The sequence below is a fragment of the Agrilactobacillus composti DSM 18527 = JCM 14202 genome (genome assembly GCF_001436375.1).
GTDB classification, from domain to species: domain Bacteria; phylum Bacillota; class Bacilli; order Lactobacillales; family Lactobacillaceae; genus Agrilactobacillus; species Agrilactobacillus composti.
This window is the reverse complement of the sequence record NZ_AZGA01000088.1, coordinates 150,256-167,866: the sequence shown is the minus strand read 5'-3', so window position 1 is coordinate 167,866 and position 17,611 is coordinate 150,256. Positions and strand designations below refer to the sequence as shown.

Here is a 17,611-nt window from a genome sequence, read left to right as displayed (position 1 = left end):
TCAAATTGTGGCTATTAATCATGCTGATTTTGATTTATTTTTGAGTGGCCAGCCAGTCCGTATAGGCCTTTTGGGTTTGTAAACTGGTGCTGACATAGTAACTAGGGATCCATTGATTGTCGCCTAAATCAAACCATAAGCCATTGCTTGAATCATAGTAGTAACCGGTGATGGCGTATTTGTCCCCGGCAGCCACGGTTTGAACCGCAGTCTTGAAGGCGTGATCCCGCCAGATCCCCACGACCTTGGCATTGGCCACGGTGGCCACTAGCGGTTGGTTAAAGCCATTCACATCGCCAGCATTAACGGGCATTTTGGCAGCAGTGCCCACGGGTAAGACCATGGTTTTGATATCATCTAGCCAAAGATTAGTGCCCACTTGGTAGCCATTATGGGCATATTTATAATAGGGTGCCCCAAATAACATGGTGGGCATCACGGGCATGACTTTGGTGATCTGCCAAACGGATAAGCCAGGTACGGTTTGGGCGGTGGCATTTAAGCCATTGCCGGAAATACTGGTCAAGGTGCTGTCATAGTTGTTGATGGTCAATAAGTTCACATCTTGGGTGGGAACGGCCACTTGTTCTGCGGCTTGGACCGGCTTAGCTTGAAGTGTCCCTAAAGCTAAAACCAATCCTCCTAAAAGGCCAACGAATAATAAAACTTTCTGTTTCAATTTCATTTTCAAAACTCCCTTCATACCCTAATTATACCGAGTCTTGGGAATTTTTGATAATTATCTCAGAATTAGCTGAGAATTGACTGATTGATAACGCCTAGATCGGTGAAAAACAAAAAGCACACAATCGATGGCTATCAATAGCTGATTGGCCAAATTATGCGCTTGTGATAGGTGTTAAGCTAAACCTTGGTAAGTTCTAGAAAAGGCATCTACGGCTTTAATGGCTTGGAAGACATCATCGGCAGTGACGGCAAAGCCCATGTTATGGATGGTCTCACCGGTTTGGGTGGTTAATTCCGCCACTTTCATCAAATCAGCATTGCTGGCGTTTTCCAGGTGGAGGTCCCGTAAAGTTGTGGGTAAGCCCAGATCCACTTCAAATTTCAAGTACTTGGTCAATCGTTCATCAGAAGCCCCTTCTAATACCAAATTCACCAGGGTCCCAAAGGCAACTTTTTGGCCATGGGTCAACTTGTGCACATCCCCAGTGAGGGCGGTCAAGCCATTTTGGAAACTATGGGCCGCTGCTAAACCAGAGGATTCAGCGCCAACGCCACTGAGGAGGATGTTGGCCTCGATAATGTGATCTAATGCCGGGGTAACCATCCGGGCCTTGGCCGTGGCCACAGCTGCGTCGGTATATTGAAAGAGGAGGGCTTCACATTTTTCTGCCAGGGCTAAGCCGGCTTGGGTTTGTTGTGTCTTTAACGGCAATAAGGTAGTGGTCCGGGCCCGGGCAATGGTTTGGGCTTCCACATTGGTGGAAAGGGCATCAGCAATCCCGTCGATCAAAAAGCGGACTGGGGCACCGGCAATGACGCTGGTATCCACTAAGACCAAATCGGGATTCTTATCATAAAACATATATTTTAAAAATTCCCCATTTTCAGAATAAATCACGCTCAAGCGGGTACAAGGGGAATCATTGGAAGCCAGGGTGGGCGCAATGACCACCGGAATTTTTAATTGATCGCCCACAGCTTTGGTGGTGTCATTGGTTTTACCGCCACCTAAGGCAATGATGAATTTGGCATCGCTTTGTTCACCAATGGTTTGGATCCGGGCAATTTCTTCCGGCGAACTTTCCCCGTTGAATTCAACATGTTCTATCTTTAGGCCATCTTGGTTCAAGGTATTATAAAATTTTTCCCCTAATAAGTTCCAAACATTATTATCAGTTAATAAAAGACCGTGGTCGCCGTAAGGTTTGATATACTCAGCGGCATGATCCAATAAATTTTTGCCTTGAACATAAGTAGAAGGACTGGCAAACGCAGTAGTCATGAAAATCACTCCTAACCTAGATTTTACCGTCAGTGTATGCGCTTACAAATTGTAAGTCAACGATTTAGCTTGAGAATAAATACGCAAGCCAACATTTTTGGCGTTAAATCTGATTTCGGTTAAGATACTGCTAAGGTTTGAATCCTTTGGTAGTTAATTAGCGTTAAAATATAGACCAGAGTTTAAATGATGGGGTGGGTCAATTATGGCAATATTTATTTTAGCAATGGTGGCAGCGGTGGTGGTTGCCCAGGTGATCAATCATTTTATACCACAGGTACCAGTGCCTTTATTGGAAATTGGACTGGGGGTGATTTTAGCTTTGCTGCCTACAGCGGCGAAGTTTGAATTTAATCCGGAAATTTTTCTCATGGGTATCATCGCGCCGTTAATGTTTAATGATGGTCAAAATACTAATCGTCGGGCTTTAGGCCATAACTTGATGAGTATTCTAATGCTTTCAGTGGTGTTAGTGACCGCCACGGCAATTTTAGTGGCCTTTGGGGTCAATTGGTGGCGGCCGATTTATGGGTTCTGGCCAGTCTTCGTCCTGGTGGCTTTAATGAGTCCCACCGATGCCACGGCAGTTTCTGGATTGACAGAAAAAATGAAGATTCCCAGTGGCTTGATGCACATGTTAGAAGGGGAATCCTTATTTAACGATGCCACCGGGATCGTCTTATTTAACTTTGGGATTGCCAGTTTGACTTTTGGCAAGCTCCCTATCAGCCAAGGGGTGGGCGAATTTTTACTGGAGTTCTTTGGCGGTATTTTGTTAGGGGTGGGTTTAGGCTATCTCTTTGTGGTGGCCCGGATCAGTTTACAACGGGTGGGGATGGACCAAAGTAGTATCATGGTGCCCATTCAATTGGCCACGCCCTTTGTGGTGTATTTAGCTGGGGAAGCCCTGGGTGTTTCTGGGATTTTAGCCGTGGTCGCCGCTGGCATGATCCATGGCCTTGAAAAGGATCGCCTGCGGCTAACTTCCAGTCGCTTACAGGTAGTCACCAGTACCGTTTGGCGCGTAGTGGCTGATCTGTTAAACGGGGAAGTCTTTGTCATGCTGGGGTTAGTTTTACCCGGGGTGGTCCGGGACACTGATAATCTAGGACCTTATTTATTTGGGGCCGTGGTTTTGTATCTCGCCATGACTGGGGTCCGCTGGTTATTTATCCGGTTCTTAGTGGACTTGCCGCTGCATTTACCCAGAAGCCGAGAAGCGACGCTGATGACGGTTTTTGGCAGTCATGGTGCTGTCACCTTAGCCTTGGCCTTAGCGCTACCCATCACCTTTCCCAGACGAGCTACGGTGATCGAACTAGCGGCTTTAGTGATCTTAATGAGTTTGATCGTCCCGACGGTTTTAGGGCCCTTTATTCTCCCGCCGGAACCGGAGCCCCAAGGTCCAGATTTTCAAAAGGCCCGCAGTCAGATGCTGCAAGAAGTCATTGCAAATTTTGAACGGCAAGTTCCCAATTCTCCAGAAAAGCTGAAAGTCTTAAACGATTTGCGTAACCAACATGTCACGCGGGACAGCTTTGACATGGTGAAGTATAAAGCTATTCAAGCTGGTGCTGAAGCCCAGGAGCAAGAAGCCATTACCCAAGCTGGGCAAAGCGGTGAATTATCACCTTTGATGGCCACCCGCTATTTAAATTTCATTCAACGGCGCCAGGCCAATGAACACCGTAATATTTTTAAAGCGATTTATTTAAAAATCGTTATTTCAATTATTGGCCGCCGCAAACGGCGTCAGGCCCAACAGTTAATGGCCGCTAATCGCATTGATCAACAGAAATTTGAAGATGGGCGCTTGGCCCTGCAAAAGGCTGAAGAAATTGTTCACAAAGCTGTCATGGCCTGGTTGGCCCAACAGGCACCATCTACAGAAGTGACCCAAGTGCAGTTACGTTACCAACAGCGCTATGATCGCCTAAATCGCAATGAAACGTCTGAAGATGCCCTGCAAGATCTATACATCACCGTATTCCAGTTAGAATACCAATATGTGAAGAGTGAAGTTGAAGCTAAAAAGATGTCTAGCGCAGTGGCGCAACAATTGCGGGAACAAATTTCCTATGATGAAATGGTCTACGTCCAAGGTCAATAATCTATAAATTACCCAACAGGGCCCGTAAATATTGGTGGCCCTGTTCTTTTGTGACTGGGTGATTGGTCAAAAAGATCCATTCGATCAGCATTAAAATGGTATTGCTAAAATGATTCACAAGTAATTCAATGGGAAGATTAGAGGCTGTTTGTTTGAAGTATTGGGTGAGGTAGTCTCTGGTGACGGTTTTCATGTAGCTGGAAAAGCTGTTGATCAGGGTACCATCCACATCATTATGGGCCATGATTTGGTCGAAAATAACTTTGTTTTCTGAAAGCAAATCATAGGCACGGTCAAAAAACTGGATGGGGATTTCTTCATGGTTTAGACTGGTCAATTCAGCCACGTCAATTTGGTCGGCTAAGACATGCCAGCAATAATTTAACAAATCATATTTGTCTTGAAAATAATTGTAAAAGGTTGCTCTGGGAAAGTTACTGAGTTCACAAAGCTCATTGACTTTGATTTTTTCAAAGGATTCCTTAGCTAATAAGGTAAACATACTTTGGGTAAATGCACTCAGCGTTCGTTGGGCGCCCCGGGTGATTTTTTGGTTCAAATCGTATTTCATGATTCACTGTCCTTTACAATTTTTGGGATATGTCTAAATTTGGACATATTTAAAATATTACAGGGTTGCATGTTTTCAGAAAAAGATTAACATTTATAGATGTTATATACAAGTGTCCAATTTTATTCAACTGTACACATTATACCAAAAATTTATTAAAGGGGAATCCCAATGGAAAAATTCAGACAGAAGCATATTTTGCCTTTGATCGTTTGGATCGTATTGATCCTCATCGCCATTTTTACCTTACCAGATGTCTCGGCAGTTACCCGGGCCCATAGTGGCATCACACTGCCTAAAGACGTGCAAAGCCAGGTGGCTCAAACCATTGAAAAGAAAGCTGCCGATGGTAAAAAGGTTCGCTCACTGATTGCCGTGTTCAACAATAAGGACGGCAAGATTTCTAGTGTTGACACCGAACAAATCAACGATCGTATCAAGGACTTGCGCCAAGATAAAAATATACAGATCCAAAGCATTACGGCACCAGGGGATAATGCCACCACTAAGAAGAAATTAACTTCTAAAGATGGTACCACTAAGATGGCGATGATCACCTTGAAGAGTCAAGGGTCGGTCCGTAAACAAACCGACACCATTTTAAAGGCCATTAAAACCCCCGGCCTGAGGACTTACGTTACGGGGAATGATATTTTAAATGATGACTTTTCCACCGTGACCCAAGAAGGTTTGAAGAAAACCGAAGTGATTGCGGCTATCTTCATTTTCTTCGTGTTGATCGTAGTTTTCCGCTCGCCAATTGTGCCCTTGATTTCCATCAGTACAGTGGCCGTGGCCTTCTTGATCTCCTTGAATATTGTCATGAATTTAGCGGAGACCATGAACTTCCCAATTTCTAACTTCACCCAAGTCTTTTTAGTGGTGGTGCTCTTTGGGATTGGGACAGATTACAATATATTGCTCTATGATCGTTTCAAAGAAGAGTTATCCAGCGGTGCCGAGACTTCCGTGGCGGCAAAAGCGGCGAGACGCTCCGCCGGCCGGACGATATTATACAGTGGCACTTCCGTGTTGATCGGCTTTACCGTCTTAGCTTTGGCGAAGTTCTCCTTGTACCGTTCTGGGGTGGGCGTCGCCGTAGGTGTAGCCGTCTTGCTCTTGGTTTTATTGACCTTGAACATGTTCTTCATGAGTACTTTAGGGCCCAATATGTTTTGGCCCAGTACCAACATGGACGGTAGCAGTTCTAGCAAGCTTTGGCACTGGTTATCCAAGACAACTTTGAAACATACCTACGTCATGATTGGGATTATTGCCGTTTTGGCCATTCCAATTTTACTGATACCTCAACATAACTTGAACTTTAACGATGCCGATGAGCTGCCCAGCAGCGTGCAATCTAAAAAGGGTTATGAAGTGATTCAAGAACATTTCCCAGCAGGGATGTCTGGACCATCAACGCTTTATATTCAAAGCAAACATGCTTTAAATACACAAAAGGATTTAGCAGCAATTGACGATTTAACCAATTATTTGAAACAAGAAAAGGGTGTTAAGACAGTTTCCTCAGCGACCCAACCTGGGGGAACAGAAATTAAGCAATTGTATTTGAAGAGCCAGTTAAATACATTGGTGGCTGGTTTGAATCAAGCTAGCACGGGCTTAAAACAAGTGCAAACCGGGTTGAATCAGGCTAATAGTCAACTCAGCGCGGCTAATGTTGCTGGCAGTACCGCCCAAGTGCAACAATTAGCCAGTGGCACCAGCACTTTACAAAGTGGCGCTCAAAATCTTAGCCAAGGGATCAATACCTATACAGCTGGTGTCTCTCAGTTAGCCAGTGGTACCAATCAGTTGAGTGCCAGCACACCAGCATTGACCAGCGGCGTGAATCAATTAAACGCCAGCAGTCAACAACTGGCCAGCGGGATGGCCCAATTGCAACAACAGGCTAGCAGCTTGTCCGCTTTAGCCCAACAGTTACAAGCGGCGCAAATGAGCAGTGCCGCCAGCGGTTTGACCGCCCTTGGTGGGGGTATTAATCAATTGGCCAGTGGCACCAACGCCTTAAGTAGCGGCATCGGCCAACTGCAAGGACAATTACCTGGTTTAAACAGTGGCGTGGCCCAATTAAATTCTGGTGCCCAACAACTAAACAATAACAGTAGCAACCTAGTCAGCGGTGGCAGTCAAGTTGCCAATGGCAGTGCCCAAGTCAATAGTGGCGTGCAGGCCATGAATACCAAGATGCAGGCTTTAGGGACCCAAGTGACCCAATTACAAAGTGGCTTGACCAATGCCACCAACGCCCTGGGTCAAATCGACAATGGGACTGGGACTATCAAACAGTACCTGCAAGGCATGGGTGGCTCTTATATGGGGGATACCTTCTATATCCCTAAAGACAATATTCAAAGTAAGACCTTTAAACCAGCTTTAGATACTTATATGTCTAAGGACCGTAAAATTGCCAATATTATGGTGGTCTTAAAAGGCGATCCCAGCACCACGGCTTCTGCTGATCAAATGCGGACCATTAAGCGGGATATTAAAGCGAAGCTGAAGAATACCAGCTTACAAGACGCCAAAGTCGCCATGGGAGGGCAAACCTCACAAACGGCAGATTTGCAAGATTTGTCTAACGGGGATTTTGTTCGGACAGCGGCCATCATGTTGATTGGGATCAGTGTGGCGTTACTCTTCGTGACCCGCTCCGTGATTCAAGATTTGACCATTATTGGGACGTTGATCGTGACTTATGTCAGTGCTTTAAATATTACCCGGTGGTTATCTAGCTTGATCTTAGGTCGGGATATGTTGACTTGGAACACGCCATTCTTCGGGTTTATCATGTTAGTCGCCCTAGGGGTGGATTACAGTATCTTCCTTATGACGCGATATCGGGGGGATGCCAGTGCCATTCCAGATGTGCGGCAACGGATTTTAAGTGCAGCTACCGTGATCGGTGCGGTGGTGATCTCCGCCGCCATCATTTTAGGCGGGACTTTCGCTGCGTTGATTCCATCTGGGGTGATCACCTTGATTCAAGTCGCCATGGTGGTGATGGTGGGCTTATTGATTCTAGTATTTGCCTTACCAATTGTCATGTCAGCCATGGTCAAATGGACCTATCCTTATGTTAAAGATAAGATGTATCAAAAGGTTCAAGATGTTAAAAATGCGGCCATTAAACCACAAGCAAAAACCAAAAAATAGGTTGATTTAAAACCTTTCATGAAGTCCCAGTGAGTTGTTCGATAACGCTGCCCCCGGCGTTGAATTCACTGGGGCTTTTCTTGTGCCAAAAAAAATAAGCCCCGCAGGACTTATTTTTGAAACAACAGCTGGTTTATTGTTCAATTTGGACATTGTTGGCGTTATAAACCACCCGGGCGTTTTGACTGAAGCCTTTGAGCACTACATTGGTGAATTCACCACTATGCTGTTTGTAAGTCAAAATCGTGGTCTTTTGCGCACCTTTGGTACCATTGACCACTAACGTTCCCCCTAAGTTGGCCGTACCGTTAATATTGAGGGCACTGTTGTTATCCAGTTGCAACGTGCTGCTGGCCTTTTGAGTATAGTCGCCGTTTACATTCAAGGTATCGGTGTTCACAGCCAGGGTCCCATTGGTGGTTGTGACGTTGCCGGTCCCTAAAGCCGTTTGATTGGCAGCTGTCAGCGTCCCACCATTCAAGGCGGTCCCGCCCGTGTAACTGTTAGCCCCTAGCAGGGTCAAAGCACCAGTGCCGGCTTTGGTAAAGCTACCGGTCCCAGAAATATTATTTTTCCAAGTATCATTGGCGTTAAAACCACCTTTGGCAGCATCCATGGTCACTTCAGTGGCATCGGTGAAACTGCCATAACCGTTGGCGGCCGCAAAGAGGTTCAAGCGACCCCAGCCTTCGGCGTCATCTAACATAGGGTAGCCAGAAGGTAAGCCCGTACTAGCCAGGACGGCCCGGCGTTGGTCATCGGATAGGTACGGTTGTCTGGTCTTCAATAAGACTTCAGCACCCTTAGGGACCACCATGGGATTGGTGGTGACGCCAATGGGTGCAAAGCCATAGGTCAAACGATCTGTGTAGTCTTTGAGGTTTTGTTGATAATCGGCGAAGGTATCTGGGGCACTGGCATCACTGGCTTGACTCAAGGTGTTTTGCGCATTTTGATAAGCTGAAGTGATTAGTGCCTGATTAGCAGGGTCATTTAAGGTGGCTGCGGTCATGGCTGTCCCCAAAACTCGACCCCCCATGACGGCCAAAGGTGAATGCCGGCCGGCCAAGACCCGATCATAGCCTACTTCTGACGAACGGGTGATCAATTCTTGGAAACGTTGTGGGAAGACATAGGCTAAAGTTTCCCCGGTTTCAAAGGCTGCCGTGGTATGGCCACTAGGAAAGTCATAGTCATTTTGTGGGGCAGCGGCCATGACGTTGGTTAAGTAAGGATTGACTTTGACTTGATCACTTTGCCGATAAGGTCGAGTGAATTTAATGTAAGCCTTAGGTGTGCCGGTCCCTGACCAAGCCGAACCCTCTGTTAAGTCCACCAATTGCACCACGGACCCCAGTTTGGCATCTTCATCCGCCCACTTCATAGAACTGTAGGGGGCATCGGCTGGTAAGGCCGCTTTGGGAACATTGTTAAAGTCTGTTTTGGCATTGGCAGCCTTAATGAAGGCTGGGGCATAAGGCCCTAAGCCACTGATCAAGTTATACCGCAAATCTCGCCGGTCAGTGAGATAAGAGCGGTCGATTTCTGTTTGATTGGCGGAATTAGTGATGGCAATAGCTTTATTCAAATTTTCTTGTAATACGCCGCTATTTTTAGCCAGGCTGTCGGGTGCGGACCAATAACTTAAGAAGGTATTGTTAAAGATAGCGATGGCTGGATTGGTTTGCGGGGATGTATTGGTCTTAATATTATCTTTATAATGTTCAATGAAGTAGCCATATGAGGCTGGTACTGGGGTTAAAGTATCATTGTGGCTGGGCGCCAAGACACTGGTGGTCGTGGCAGCACTGGCAGGTACTAGGGTATTGGCAAAGGTACCCCCTAGTGTTGTACTGGCAATGGTCAGCGCTAATGAACATTTTAAAACAACTTTAAATAAAGTATGCTGCTTGGTCTTCATTTATAAAATCCCTCCCATGAACTTGAAAAACTAATATACAAGCTCTAGGGTAACGGAAATTTGTAAATAGCCCGCCAACAACGTGTAAAATTATGGTAAAAGGTCAAACATTTTTAAGCGGCCTTTGCAGGCATGCCGCAAGCTGCGTATATGAGGCCAAAAGAAATAAGCCCCGAAGGACTTATTCCATATGCTTATATTCCAAGGTTCGTCCGTACGCAACTCGCCCTGGTCTGGTATCAATATTAAGCATATTATAATTATACTAACATACTGGGCTTGTGCGTCCACAATATCAGCAGTGCTTAAGACTTTTTTATAAAAGTTCGTGTCTTTTTATCAAAAAATGATTATATTTTTACCTATGAAGCGTTTTTTTAATGGGATATAATAGAAGTATCTTAAAGAAAGTAGATGTTTAGATGATTGGAACTGAAAGTGATCAATTAGGGGTCGTTTTAAATAACGACCGTTTTCAAACGATTAAAAAAGCCGTTGCAACTGGGGATACCATCCCCAAACATCATCATCCCGGCAACCAAGTTGTCTTTATTTGTACCCAGGGCCAAATTGACATTTTTTTAGATGATGACGAAGTGCATCATCTCCACGCCGGTAGTGTCTTAGGTTTTGCTGGGGAGCATTATATTAACGGTAAGGCGCTTCAAGACGCTGAGGTTTGTATTACGTTGATCAAAGACTAATAAAAAAGTCACTGCCAAAAATTGACAGTGACTTTTTTAGCGAACAATGAGGACTTTGGTTTCAGCATGGCGGGTCACATATTCTGAGACAGAACCTAAGAATAGTCGCTCGGTCCGAGTTTGGCCCGTGGCTCCCAAAACGATTAAGTCAATGTTAAAGCGTTCGGGTAAGGTTTTTGAGATGATGTCTCTGGGACTGCCTTGTTCTTGAATTAGTTCTAAATTGGTAAACCCGGCGGCTTGGGCCCGGGTCTTTAAAACAGCTAAATGGGCCTTGGATTGGGTGATCATATCCCGTAACACCGCCCCACCAGTTTCGCTGCGGGAGGTGAAATAAGGGGGGATGACTACAGAAGCCACATAAAGTTTAGCTTGACAAAACTGCGCTAAGGCAACAGCATGATCAAAAGCGGCAACCGCTTCTTTAGAGCCATCTGTTGCCACAAGAATATTTTGATAGGGTGCCTTAATTGCCATAAATGCACCTCCTTAACCGAGTTTTGACTTAGTTGATGCAATATATTTGTCTTGGATCAGCTTGGTCAATGGACCAATTTTACCAGCGCCCACTGGGTTGCCGTCGACGTTGACAATAGGGACGACTTCCCAAATAGAGTTGGAAATAAAAATTTCATCCGCTGTCGCCAGTTTTTCGGCTGGGACTGCTTCTTCTTTAATCTTCAGGCCATTTTGGCGCATTAAGTTTAATAGATGTAACTTGGTGACACCGGGTAAAACCAGATTGCCATCGGGATGGGTGTAATAAGTATCTCCAAAAACAAACCATAAATTAGAAGCAGAAGCTTCGGTAAAATAGCCGTCCCGCACCAAGAGGGCATCTCCATAACCCTTTTGCATAGCCGCATCTAGGGATAAGACATTGCCCAAAAGACTAAGGGATTTGATATCACAATGCAACCAGCGTTCATCCGGGATCACTGTTGCGCTCAGGCCGTCTTGTTGCATGGCTTGCGGCCGTTCATAAGCACTGACATTACCTGTGACCACTGGCTTAACAGCGCTAAAGTCGGGAATACGATGATCTCTAGGGGAATCAATGCCCCGGGTCACTTGGAAATAGACTGCACCATTTGAAATTTGTTCTGCAGATATCAGGCGATACAACTGGGTTTGCAGTTCAATTCGGGTGAAGGGGAGCGTGAGCCGGATTTTTTTGGCACACCGTTCTAAACGGTCAAAATGTTCATCAAACATAAACATATCGCCCTTATAAACCCGCACTGCTTCGTAGAGACCATCGCCAAATTGATAGCCCCGATCTTCAATATCCAATTTTACTGCTTCTCGTGCCACAATTTGATCATTCCATAAAACTTTCACGTTTGCCACCGTCCTTCGTATATATGTATACGGTACCAAATTTTGCCGGTGGTTACAATTTATTTCGCGCAAAATTCAGTTTATCGGACAGATAATTTGCACTGGACGGGCTTTAAAGGTACTTTAGAGGTAATTAATCAGGATCATAATTACAGGAGGTATTGTCGTGAGTGCTGTACAGACAAAAAAAGATGTTGTTTATGATAAAACATTAGATTTAAAGACGGATATTTATTATCCAGAAACTGGGACTGCCAAAGGTGGTATCATTGATATTCATGGTGGTGGCTGGTTTAGAGGCGACAAAGCTAAAGACAGTGACTGGGCTGAAGCCTTGGTGGGCCAAGGTTATTTTGTGGTGGTGCCCAACTATCGGTTTACCCCCCAAGCTTATTATCCCGCGCCTTTGGCCGATATGGATACCTTATACCAGTGGCTAAAAGCCAGTGACTATGACTTTGATCATGCCCATATTGCAGCGGTTGGCTCTTCGGCCGGGGGGAATATGACCGTGGAACTGGCCATTAAATATGGTATTCCCATTGTATCTTTATCCGGTATTTTAGATATTGATCAGTGGTTAGCCACCCACCAAGATGTGGTGGCTGCTGAAGGTCAAACGGCGGACTTTAACAGCAAAGCCAGTGCTGAGATCAATCAAGATGGGGCCAATGATGCTTTTTATAAATGGTTTGTCACCAATTATTTTAATGGTCGTACCGATCAATATGAAGCTGCTACCCCCTATCACCGGGTGACCGATCAAACGGGGCCCATGTATTTGGCCAATTCTTTGAATGAATTTGTACCAACCAGTGGCGTTTTACAACTGGCCCAAACGCTAACTGCTCATAATATCCCCTTTACGGCGCGCATGTTAACGGGTAGTCGCCATGCCAAGGGCTATTTGGGGGATGTTTTGGACGACACCATGAATTTTTTGGCACAACATATTTAATTAACAACTGACGACCTGCTAGATAGCAGGTTGTTTTTTTTGGATAACCTTTCTCAAATTGTAGCATTCAATATATCAGCAAAAACAAAACCCATCAACCCCCAAAAAAACTCAATCAGAGATAACGTTGTCATTATCGCTGATCGAGCCGCTGTTAAATTATTGATTTGTTTTATCTTGCCGTTTAGATTGCTTTTGTTTATCCCGCAAAATATCGATGACTTGACTAATATCTTGGGGTTTAGTTTTCGTATTGTTTAAGCGCAATGTCGGAAAACTTCGCAGTAAGCGGCGTTGAACATAACTAGTTTTTGGAAAGAGATTTTTGGCTGTTTCATCATGGCGATAAGCGTCCAACAAAGCACGCTGTTGCGCTAAATCCGCACTGGCTTGGGCCAGATCAGCATGAAGTTTTTGCTTGCGGGCATCGATGTCGGCCCCAATTTTTTGGGTAGTTTGTTGAAAGGCGGGGAGATTGGCTAAGGTGTACCCAAAGTCAAACATGATCAATGCGATCAAAATAATGGCGGCAAAGGTGCCATAGCGAATAGAGATATGGGCCACCCACTGGACAACCAAGGGATGGATCAGTTTAATAATAGCTACCACACCTAACCCCCAAAATGCTGAAATAGGTAAGGCCACCCGCCCATTTAAATTCAAAGGTATCTTGCTGTAATCCCACCAACGGGCGTGGAACAATTTTTCCATAAGCCAACTGGTAAAAAACTCAATGATGGTGATCAATAGGGCACTGGCTATGTAGAGGACTACAATATTATGCTCAAAAGGTTCAACAATCGCTAAGACGGCGGTCATGCTGAACCCATAAACCGGAATCACCGGGCCCAAGAGAAAGCCGGAGTTGATCCAGCGCTTTTGGGTCACGGAAACATAAGCACTCTCCCAAAGCCAACCCAAGAAACCATATGCAAAAAAGAATAAGACCCAGTTACTGAAGTATTGCTCCGCTTGAAGCAACTGCTGTGCATGTGTCATAAATGATGCCTGCTCTCTAAAACGTATACAAATGTGATCAAGTGTGATTACATCCGGTCTATGGTATTACTTCATATTTTAGACCATTAAGCTACGTTTTTAGTTGATTTCGTAAACGCCGATATTCCCCCGTCTGAATAAGTCAGTTGGGACAGTGACCGACTGGAGAATCATCAATGAACGATTTCCCATTCCGGCGGAAGCCCCGCCGCATACGCAATTAAATTTTGAACCGCATTCTCATCACGATTCATGACCAAACCACATTCATAACAGCGGTACACGTCATGCTGATGATAGATGCTGTCGCCTCGAAGCGTCATCTTACCGCCATAACTGTCGGCGGTTTTGATGAAGCCACAGTTTGAACAGCGTTGGGTGGACGGAAAGAAACGGTCCGCGATCACCACGTGCTGATGCTGCCAAGCAGCTTTGTACTCAATCGCCGTGCGTAAGCGGCGAAAGAGACTGCGCTGTAGGTTTTTGACCTTGTTCTTGGCCATTTGCATACCACGAACGTCGAGGCCCTCTAAACAGAGAACGGCAAAGACTTTGGTAATTCGGTGGCTGAACTTGTGGATCAGGTCATTCTGTAAAGCATTAATCTTTTGATAAGTCTGGCTCAGCTTAGTCTGTGTTTGTTGATAGTTCTTGGACCGGAAATGCTTGGGATTCTCTCGCCGTTTTCGCGCCAGACGTTTTTGATAGACCTTGACCCGCTGATGTAAAAAAGCCATCTGTGGCGTGAAGGTACTTACTTCGCCACCATTCCAGCTAATATGGCCCACATTGAGATCAATACCGCCGATATCCCAACTTTCATAAAAAGCCGGCCGTGGTGTATCTGCAACTGAAACGTTGATACTGGCGTAGAACTTGTTACCGTGCTTGATTATCGTCACGGTTTTGATGGCGCCAGAAAAACGTAAACCCTCAGCCAGTTTGATGTCGGTGAAGTGATGCTTGCTTTCACGGGGTCGGTCCAGTCTCAGAAACTTACCACGAACAGTTGCCCGATCCGTTGTAAAGCTTTGCTTCGGATCCCGCTTACTGTGAAACTTAGGCTTGTGGGCATCTGGCATGTTGGGATTAAAGAAATTCCGCCAGGCCTGATGCAAACGATGGATAGCGGTTTGGAGCACACGAGGTGAGCGCTGATATTGCCAGTCAGCTTTATCTAATACTAGCTCATTGCGCACTTTACGCTCACTGGGCCGCAGTTTCTTATCGTCCATAATAAGAGACGCTTCATACATGTCATTCCATGTTGTTAAGCCCTGGTTCCAACAGAAACGGTTGTAGTCCATCAGCTCAGCGATAACAGTGCGCATTTCGGCATTGGGATAGCATCTGATCTTGTGAGTTTTGACTGGCATTCGATCCACCTCCTATACTCTATAGGATACCGTATCGAATATGTGTTTGTCTTCTTTCGTGCTCAAAAAATAGAAATAAATTAGACCCCAAACTCGTCGACTGACAATGAGACTTTGATATTGACATTTGACTATGAATGACTACATTTATTATAACGTAATCCTACCGCAGGGGTTTGAAAGGGTGAGATTGGGTATTGGTAAAAAATGCATAGGCGATATTGCGTGAAGTAAACCATTAGTGTGTTATTTTTAGTAAGATATTTGAGCAGATGTTAAACGGTATTTTTAATCTGAATATGAATTCGTTTTTTAATTTCAAGGTATAAATTATTATTATATGATCGTGGTTAAATATGATTGACAATCTTAAAACAATGTAATTGTTCTTATCAAAATCAAGATAGTAAAAGCGCCAACCAAGGGAAATGTCTTGATTGGCGCTAAGTAGACGTTATTTATTTTTGGTCATCAACGGCAAACTGACTATTGCAGGTTGATGATTAGAAACCAACCCAAACAATTAGGGCGATCACCAGTTGATTGATCAAAAAGGCAGCTAAGGTGACCACTAACACATTGCGGGAACGACGGTAAGCCCAGAATAAAGGTAGTTGAGCGATCCCCCCCGCAATGACGTTCCGCGCCAAATGGGCATTGGCTGGGGTTGTACTTAAGGCACCCACTAAGATGGCGGCGATGAGATAGGTGAAAAACATCGCCCAGCGCCTATGTTTTGGCAAAACATGGTGGACAGCTTGATAAATGGCTAAAAAGATCATGATCGCAATGATTTGATTACCCAGCAGATAAAAGAAACTATGGATGCCAATGAAGGCAAAGGCGGACCAAGAGGTAAGCTGAGCCGCTTGCAGGGTATTTACCAAGTCCACATTGTAATTAACGGGAATAATCTCACTTAACCCAGTACCCATGCTTTGAAACACACTGAATAACACGCCATAACCAATCACGTACCAAACATCCCGGAAGCGGGCCCGGGCAAAAAGTTGCTGGAAGCCCTTGATGCCAACAGCCCAGAACACGCCTAAGCAAATCAAGCCAAAATATATGAGGCCGCTGAGGACGATGAGAATTTGTAGACCAGCAGTGGCACTGGTGATAAAGGTGGTGCCAGAAACATTGAGACTATTGGCGAAGGGGTTTTTGGTATTAAACAGTAAATAAGTCAGCCACATCACCGAGAAGGCCTTGATCCAGTCGTTGATCGTTAATTTTAGTGGCGTTTCACTGAATAGACTAGGCCATTTTTTACGCTTAGAATTAATGCTTTGCATTTTTTTCGGCCTCCATTTCTTTGACCACTAATTGAATGAAATCTTTCAGATTCATGGACACGACCCGATCAATATGGTTATGACTGGTCTTGCGATAAGCATAGGCCGCTGATTCAAATACCATATATAAACGGCCATCATGGGCGCTGATTTGTTCTAAGTGGGCCGGCATTTCAAAGGTGTCAATGGCATCAGATTCCCGATATATCTTCTTATTACGATCTTCTTTGAAGATATAAAGCTTGGAATTCCCTGGGCCAAAGGATTGAGACAAGATGGCATAGCCATCATAAAAGGCCAGACCTTGAACTTGCTTGATGGTATCTTGATGGAACACAGAATCTGTGAAGAGGTCCAAACGTGTCGTGACATTGGCATTCAAGGAGTGTCCGGCAATATTGCCATCTTTATCTAATTCATATCGTTGCACATGGCCTTTACCAGCCGGATTGAAGAAGCCGACAAACAGGGAATTGACATGATATGTGATAAATGACGCGCGACTCAATGTACCCAGGCCAGAACGTTGGGTATAAGCAATTGGCTTTTTAGTTTTGGCGACATCGTATTTTTCAAGATCAGCCATCGAGATGGCAAAGACTTCCGCGGTGTTGTTCCGCCGGCCACAAACCCAGACCTGGTTTGAATTCGGGTCGTAAGTAATGCCACCAACATGGGGGCGGCCATCTAAAACGATGGTTTTAACATATTTTTTAGTATGGAGATTTTGAACGTACAAAACTGAATTATGAAAGCCATCATGGTCATAAGCTGATGTGATCAAGTAGTCCCCAGCTATGGTGACTCCCTGGGGTGTCATGGTGGTACACATTTCAACTTCCCCAGTGGTACTATTGATGGTCTTGGTGGCCCTTAATCCCGGCAGGGCCAGAAAATCATCATATTTATAATTGAAATATTTAGGTGCGTATGAAAAGTCCTTTAAATCTTTTTCTGGTACCGGCCCCAAGCGGGCAATCAAATCCAGCCGTTTAAATTTTTGTAACGTGCTGATAAAGGCCTTTTGACTATAAATGCCACCGTTGCTGGTGTCATCGTAGTTTGTGGCGGGTTCGGTATCATAAACTTTCAGCGTACCTTGCCCCCAGCCGAAAACTAAGTAAAATATAGCGGTTAATACTAAAGTGACTGATAAAATAAGTATACTTTTTCGATTCATCCCATTT

The 17,611-nt window shown here is 44.9% G+C and carries 14 protein-coding genes; 4 read left to right on the top strand and 10 right to left on the bottom strand.

Translation table 11 applies throughout. From position 1 onward, the window contains the following. Positions 1 to 34: 34 nt before the first annotated feature. On the bottom strand, positions 35 to 685 hold the full coding sequence (locus FC83_RS15915) for a hypothetical protein (RefSeq protein WP_035450718.1): 651 nt from the start codon (positions 683 to 685) through the stop codon (positions 35 to 37). A 174-nt stretch (positions 686 to 859) separates the two neighbouring features. Further along, on the bottom strand, positions 860 to 1,969 hold the full coding sequence (locus tag FC83_RS15910; RefSeq protein ID WP_057003008.1) for a glycerol dehydrogenase: 1,110 nt from the start codon (positions 1,967 to 1,969) through the stop codon (positions 860 to 862). 205 nt (positions 1,970 to 2,174) lie between these two features. On the opposite strand from FC83_RS15910, the gene FC83_RS15905 reads away from it, so the two are divergent. Further along, a complete protein-coding gene (locus FC83_RS15905; RefSeq protein WP_057003007.1) occupies positions 2,175 to 4,079 on the top strand; it encodes a cation:proton antiporter in 1,905 nt (634 codons plus the stop codon). Between the two features lies 1 nt (position 4,080). Here the strand turns inward: FC83_RS15905 and FC83_RS15900 are convergent, their stop codons facing one another. Continuing rightward, on the bottom strand, positions 4,081 to 4,650 hold the full coding sequence (locus FC83_RS15900) for a TetR/AcrR family transcriptional regulator (protein ID WP_035450723.1): 570 nt from the start codon (positions 4,648 to 4,650) through the stop codon (positions 4,081 to 4,083). A 171-nt stretch (positions 4,651 to 4,821) separates the two neighbouring features. Between FC83_RS15900 and FC83_RS15895 the strand changes: the two genes are divergently transcribed. Then, positions 4,822 to 7,827 carry an MMPL family transporter gene (locus FC83_RS15895; protein WP_035450724.1) on the top strand — a complete coding sequence of 1,002 codons (3,006 nt, stop codon included), beginning with the start codon at positions 4,822 to 4,824 and terminating at the stop codon, positions 7,825 to 7,827. Positions 7,828 to 7,960: 133 nt separating this feature from the next. Here the strand turns inward: FC83_RS15895 and FC83_RS15890 are convergent, their stop codons facing one another. Continuing rightward, entirely contained in the window at positions 7,961 to 9,748 is a 1,788-nt protein-coding gene (locus FC83_RS15890; RefSeq protein ID WP_057003006.1) for a phosphatase PAP2 family protein, read from the bottom strand. Positions 9,749 to 10,170: 422 nt separating this feature from the next. Here FC83_RS15890 and FC83_RS15885 point away from each other — a divergent pair, with 422 nt between their 5' ends. Beyond that, on the top strand, positions 10,171 to 10,452 hold the full coding sequence (locus tag FC83_RS15885; RefSeq protein WP_035450726.1) for a hypothetical protein: 282 nt from the start codon (positions 10,171 to 10,173) through the stop codon (positions 10,450 to 10,452). Between the two features lie 36 nt (positions 10,453 to 10,488). Here the strand turns inward: FC83_RS15885 and FC83_RS15880 are convergent, their stop codons facing one another. Then, positions 10,489 to 10,929: a universal stress protein gene (locus tag FC83_RS15880; protein WP_035450727.1), complete on the bottom strand. Its 441-nt coding sequence runs from the start codon at positions 10,927 to 10,929 to the stop codon at positions 10,489 to 10,491. Between the two features lie 12 nt (positions 10,930 to 10,941). Continuing rightward, the gene (gene dat / locus FC83_RS15875; protein WP_035450729.1) at positions 10,942 to 11,793 is read right to left on the bottom strand and encodes a D-amino-acid transaminase; all 852 of its coding nucleotides are present in this window, start codon (positions 11,791 to 11,793) and stop codon (positions 10,942 to 10,944) included. A gap of 166 nt (positions 11,794 to 11,959) precedes the next feature. Between dat and FC83_RS15870 the strand changes: the two genes are divergently transcribed. After that, positions 11,960 to 12,751: an alpha/beta hydrolase fold domain-containing protein gene (locus tag FC83_RS15870; RefSeq protein ID WP_057003005.1), complete on the top strand. Its 792-nt coding sequence runs from the start codon at positions 11,960 to 11,962 to the stop codon at positions 12,749 to 12,751. Between the two features lie 159 nt (positions 12,752 to 12,910). On the opposite strand, the gene FC83_RS15865 is transcribed toward FC83_RS15870, so the two are convergent. The 4 genes from FC83_RS15865 to FC83_RS15850 form a co-directional block, all read right to left on the bottom strand. After that, the gene (locus tag FC83_RS15865) at positions 12,911 to 13,750 is read right to left on the bottom strand and encodes a putative ABC transporter permease (RefSeq protein WP_052004506.1); all 840 of its coding nucleotides are present in this window, start codon (positions 13,748 to 13,750) and stop codon (positions 12,911 to 12,913) included. A 173-nt stretch (positions 13,751 to 13,923) separates the two neighbouring features. Next, positions 13,924 to 15,126: an RNA-guided endonuclease InsQ/TnpB family protein gene (locus FC83_RS15860; protein WP_052004505.1), complete on the bottom strand. Its 1,203-nt coding sequence runs from the start codon at positions 15,124 to 15,126 to the stop codon at positions 13,924 to 13,926. Between the two features lie 503 nt (positions 15,127 to 15,629). Beyond that, the gene (locus FC83_RS15855) at positions 15,630 to 16,424 is read right to left on the bottom strand and encodes a hypothetical protein (protein WP_035451524.1); all 795 of its coding nucleotides are present in this window, start codon (positions 16,422 to 16,424) and stop codon (positions 15,630 to 15,632) included. Continuing rightward, on the bottom strand, positions 16,411 to 17,604 hold the full coding sequence (locus FC83_RS15850; protein WP_035451521.1) for a YncE family protein: 1,194 nt from the start codon (positions 17,602 to 17,604) through the stop codon (positions 16,411 to 16,413). Before FC83_RS15850 ends, FC83_RS15855 begins: the two co-directional genes overlap by 14 nt. Positions 17,605 to 17,611: the final 7 nt, after the last annotated feature.

Coding starts and splice junctions, on each gene's coding strand:
- FC83_RS15915 (WP_035450718.1), bottom strand. CDS start 685: ATGAAATTGAAACAGAAAGTTTTATTATTCGTTGGCCTTTTAGGAGGA.
- FC83_RS15910 (WP_057003008.1), bottom strand. CDS start 1,969: ATGACTACTGCGTTTGCCAGTCCTTCTACTTATGTTCAAGGCAAAAAT.
- FC83_RS15905 (WP_057003007.1), top strand. CDS start 2,175: ATGGCAATATTTATTTTAGCAATGGTGGCAGCGGTGGTGGTTGCCCAG.
- FC83_RS15900 (WP_035450723.1), bottom strand. CDS start 4,650: ATGAAATACGATTTGAACCAAAAAATCACCCGGGGCGCCCAACGAACG.
- FC83_RS15895 (WP_035450724.1), top strand. CDS start 4,822: ATGGAAAAATTCAGACAGAAGCATATTTTGCCTTTGATCGTTTGGATC.
- FC83_RS15890 (WP_057003006.1), bottom strand. CDS start 9,748: ATGAAGACCAAGCAGCATACTTTATTTAAAGTTGTTTTAAAATGTTCA.
- FC83_RS15885 (WP_035450726.1), top strand. CDS start 10,171: ATGATTGGAACTGAAAGTGATCAATTAGGGGTCGTTTTAAATAACGAC.
- FC83_RS15880 (WP_035450727.1), bottom strand. CDS start 10,929: ATGGCAATTAAGGCACCCTATCAAAATATTCTTGTGGCAACAGATGGC.
- FC83_RS15865 (WP_052004506.1), bottom strand. CDS start 13,750: ATGACACATGCACAGCAGTTGCTTCAAGCGGAGCAATACTTCAGTAAC.
- FC83_RS15860 (WP_052004505.1), bottom strand. CDS start 15,126: ATGCCAGTCAAAACTCACAAGATCAGATGCTATCCCAATGCCGAAATG.
- FC83_RS15855 (WP_035451524.1), bottom strand. CDS start 16,424: ATGCAAAGCATTAATTCTAAGCGTAAAAAATGGCCTAGTCTATTCAGT.
- FC83_RS15850 (WP_035451521.1), bottom strand. CDS start 17,604: ATGAATCGAAAAAGTATACTTATTTTATCAGTCACTTTAGTATTAACC.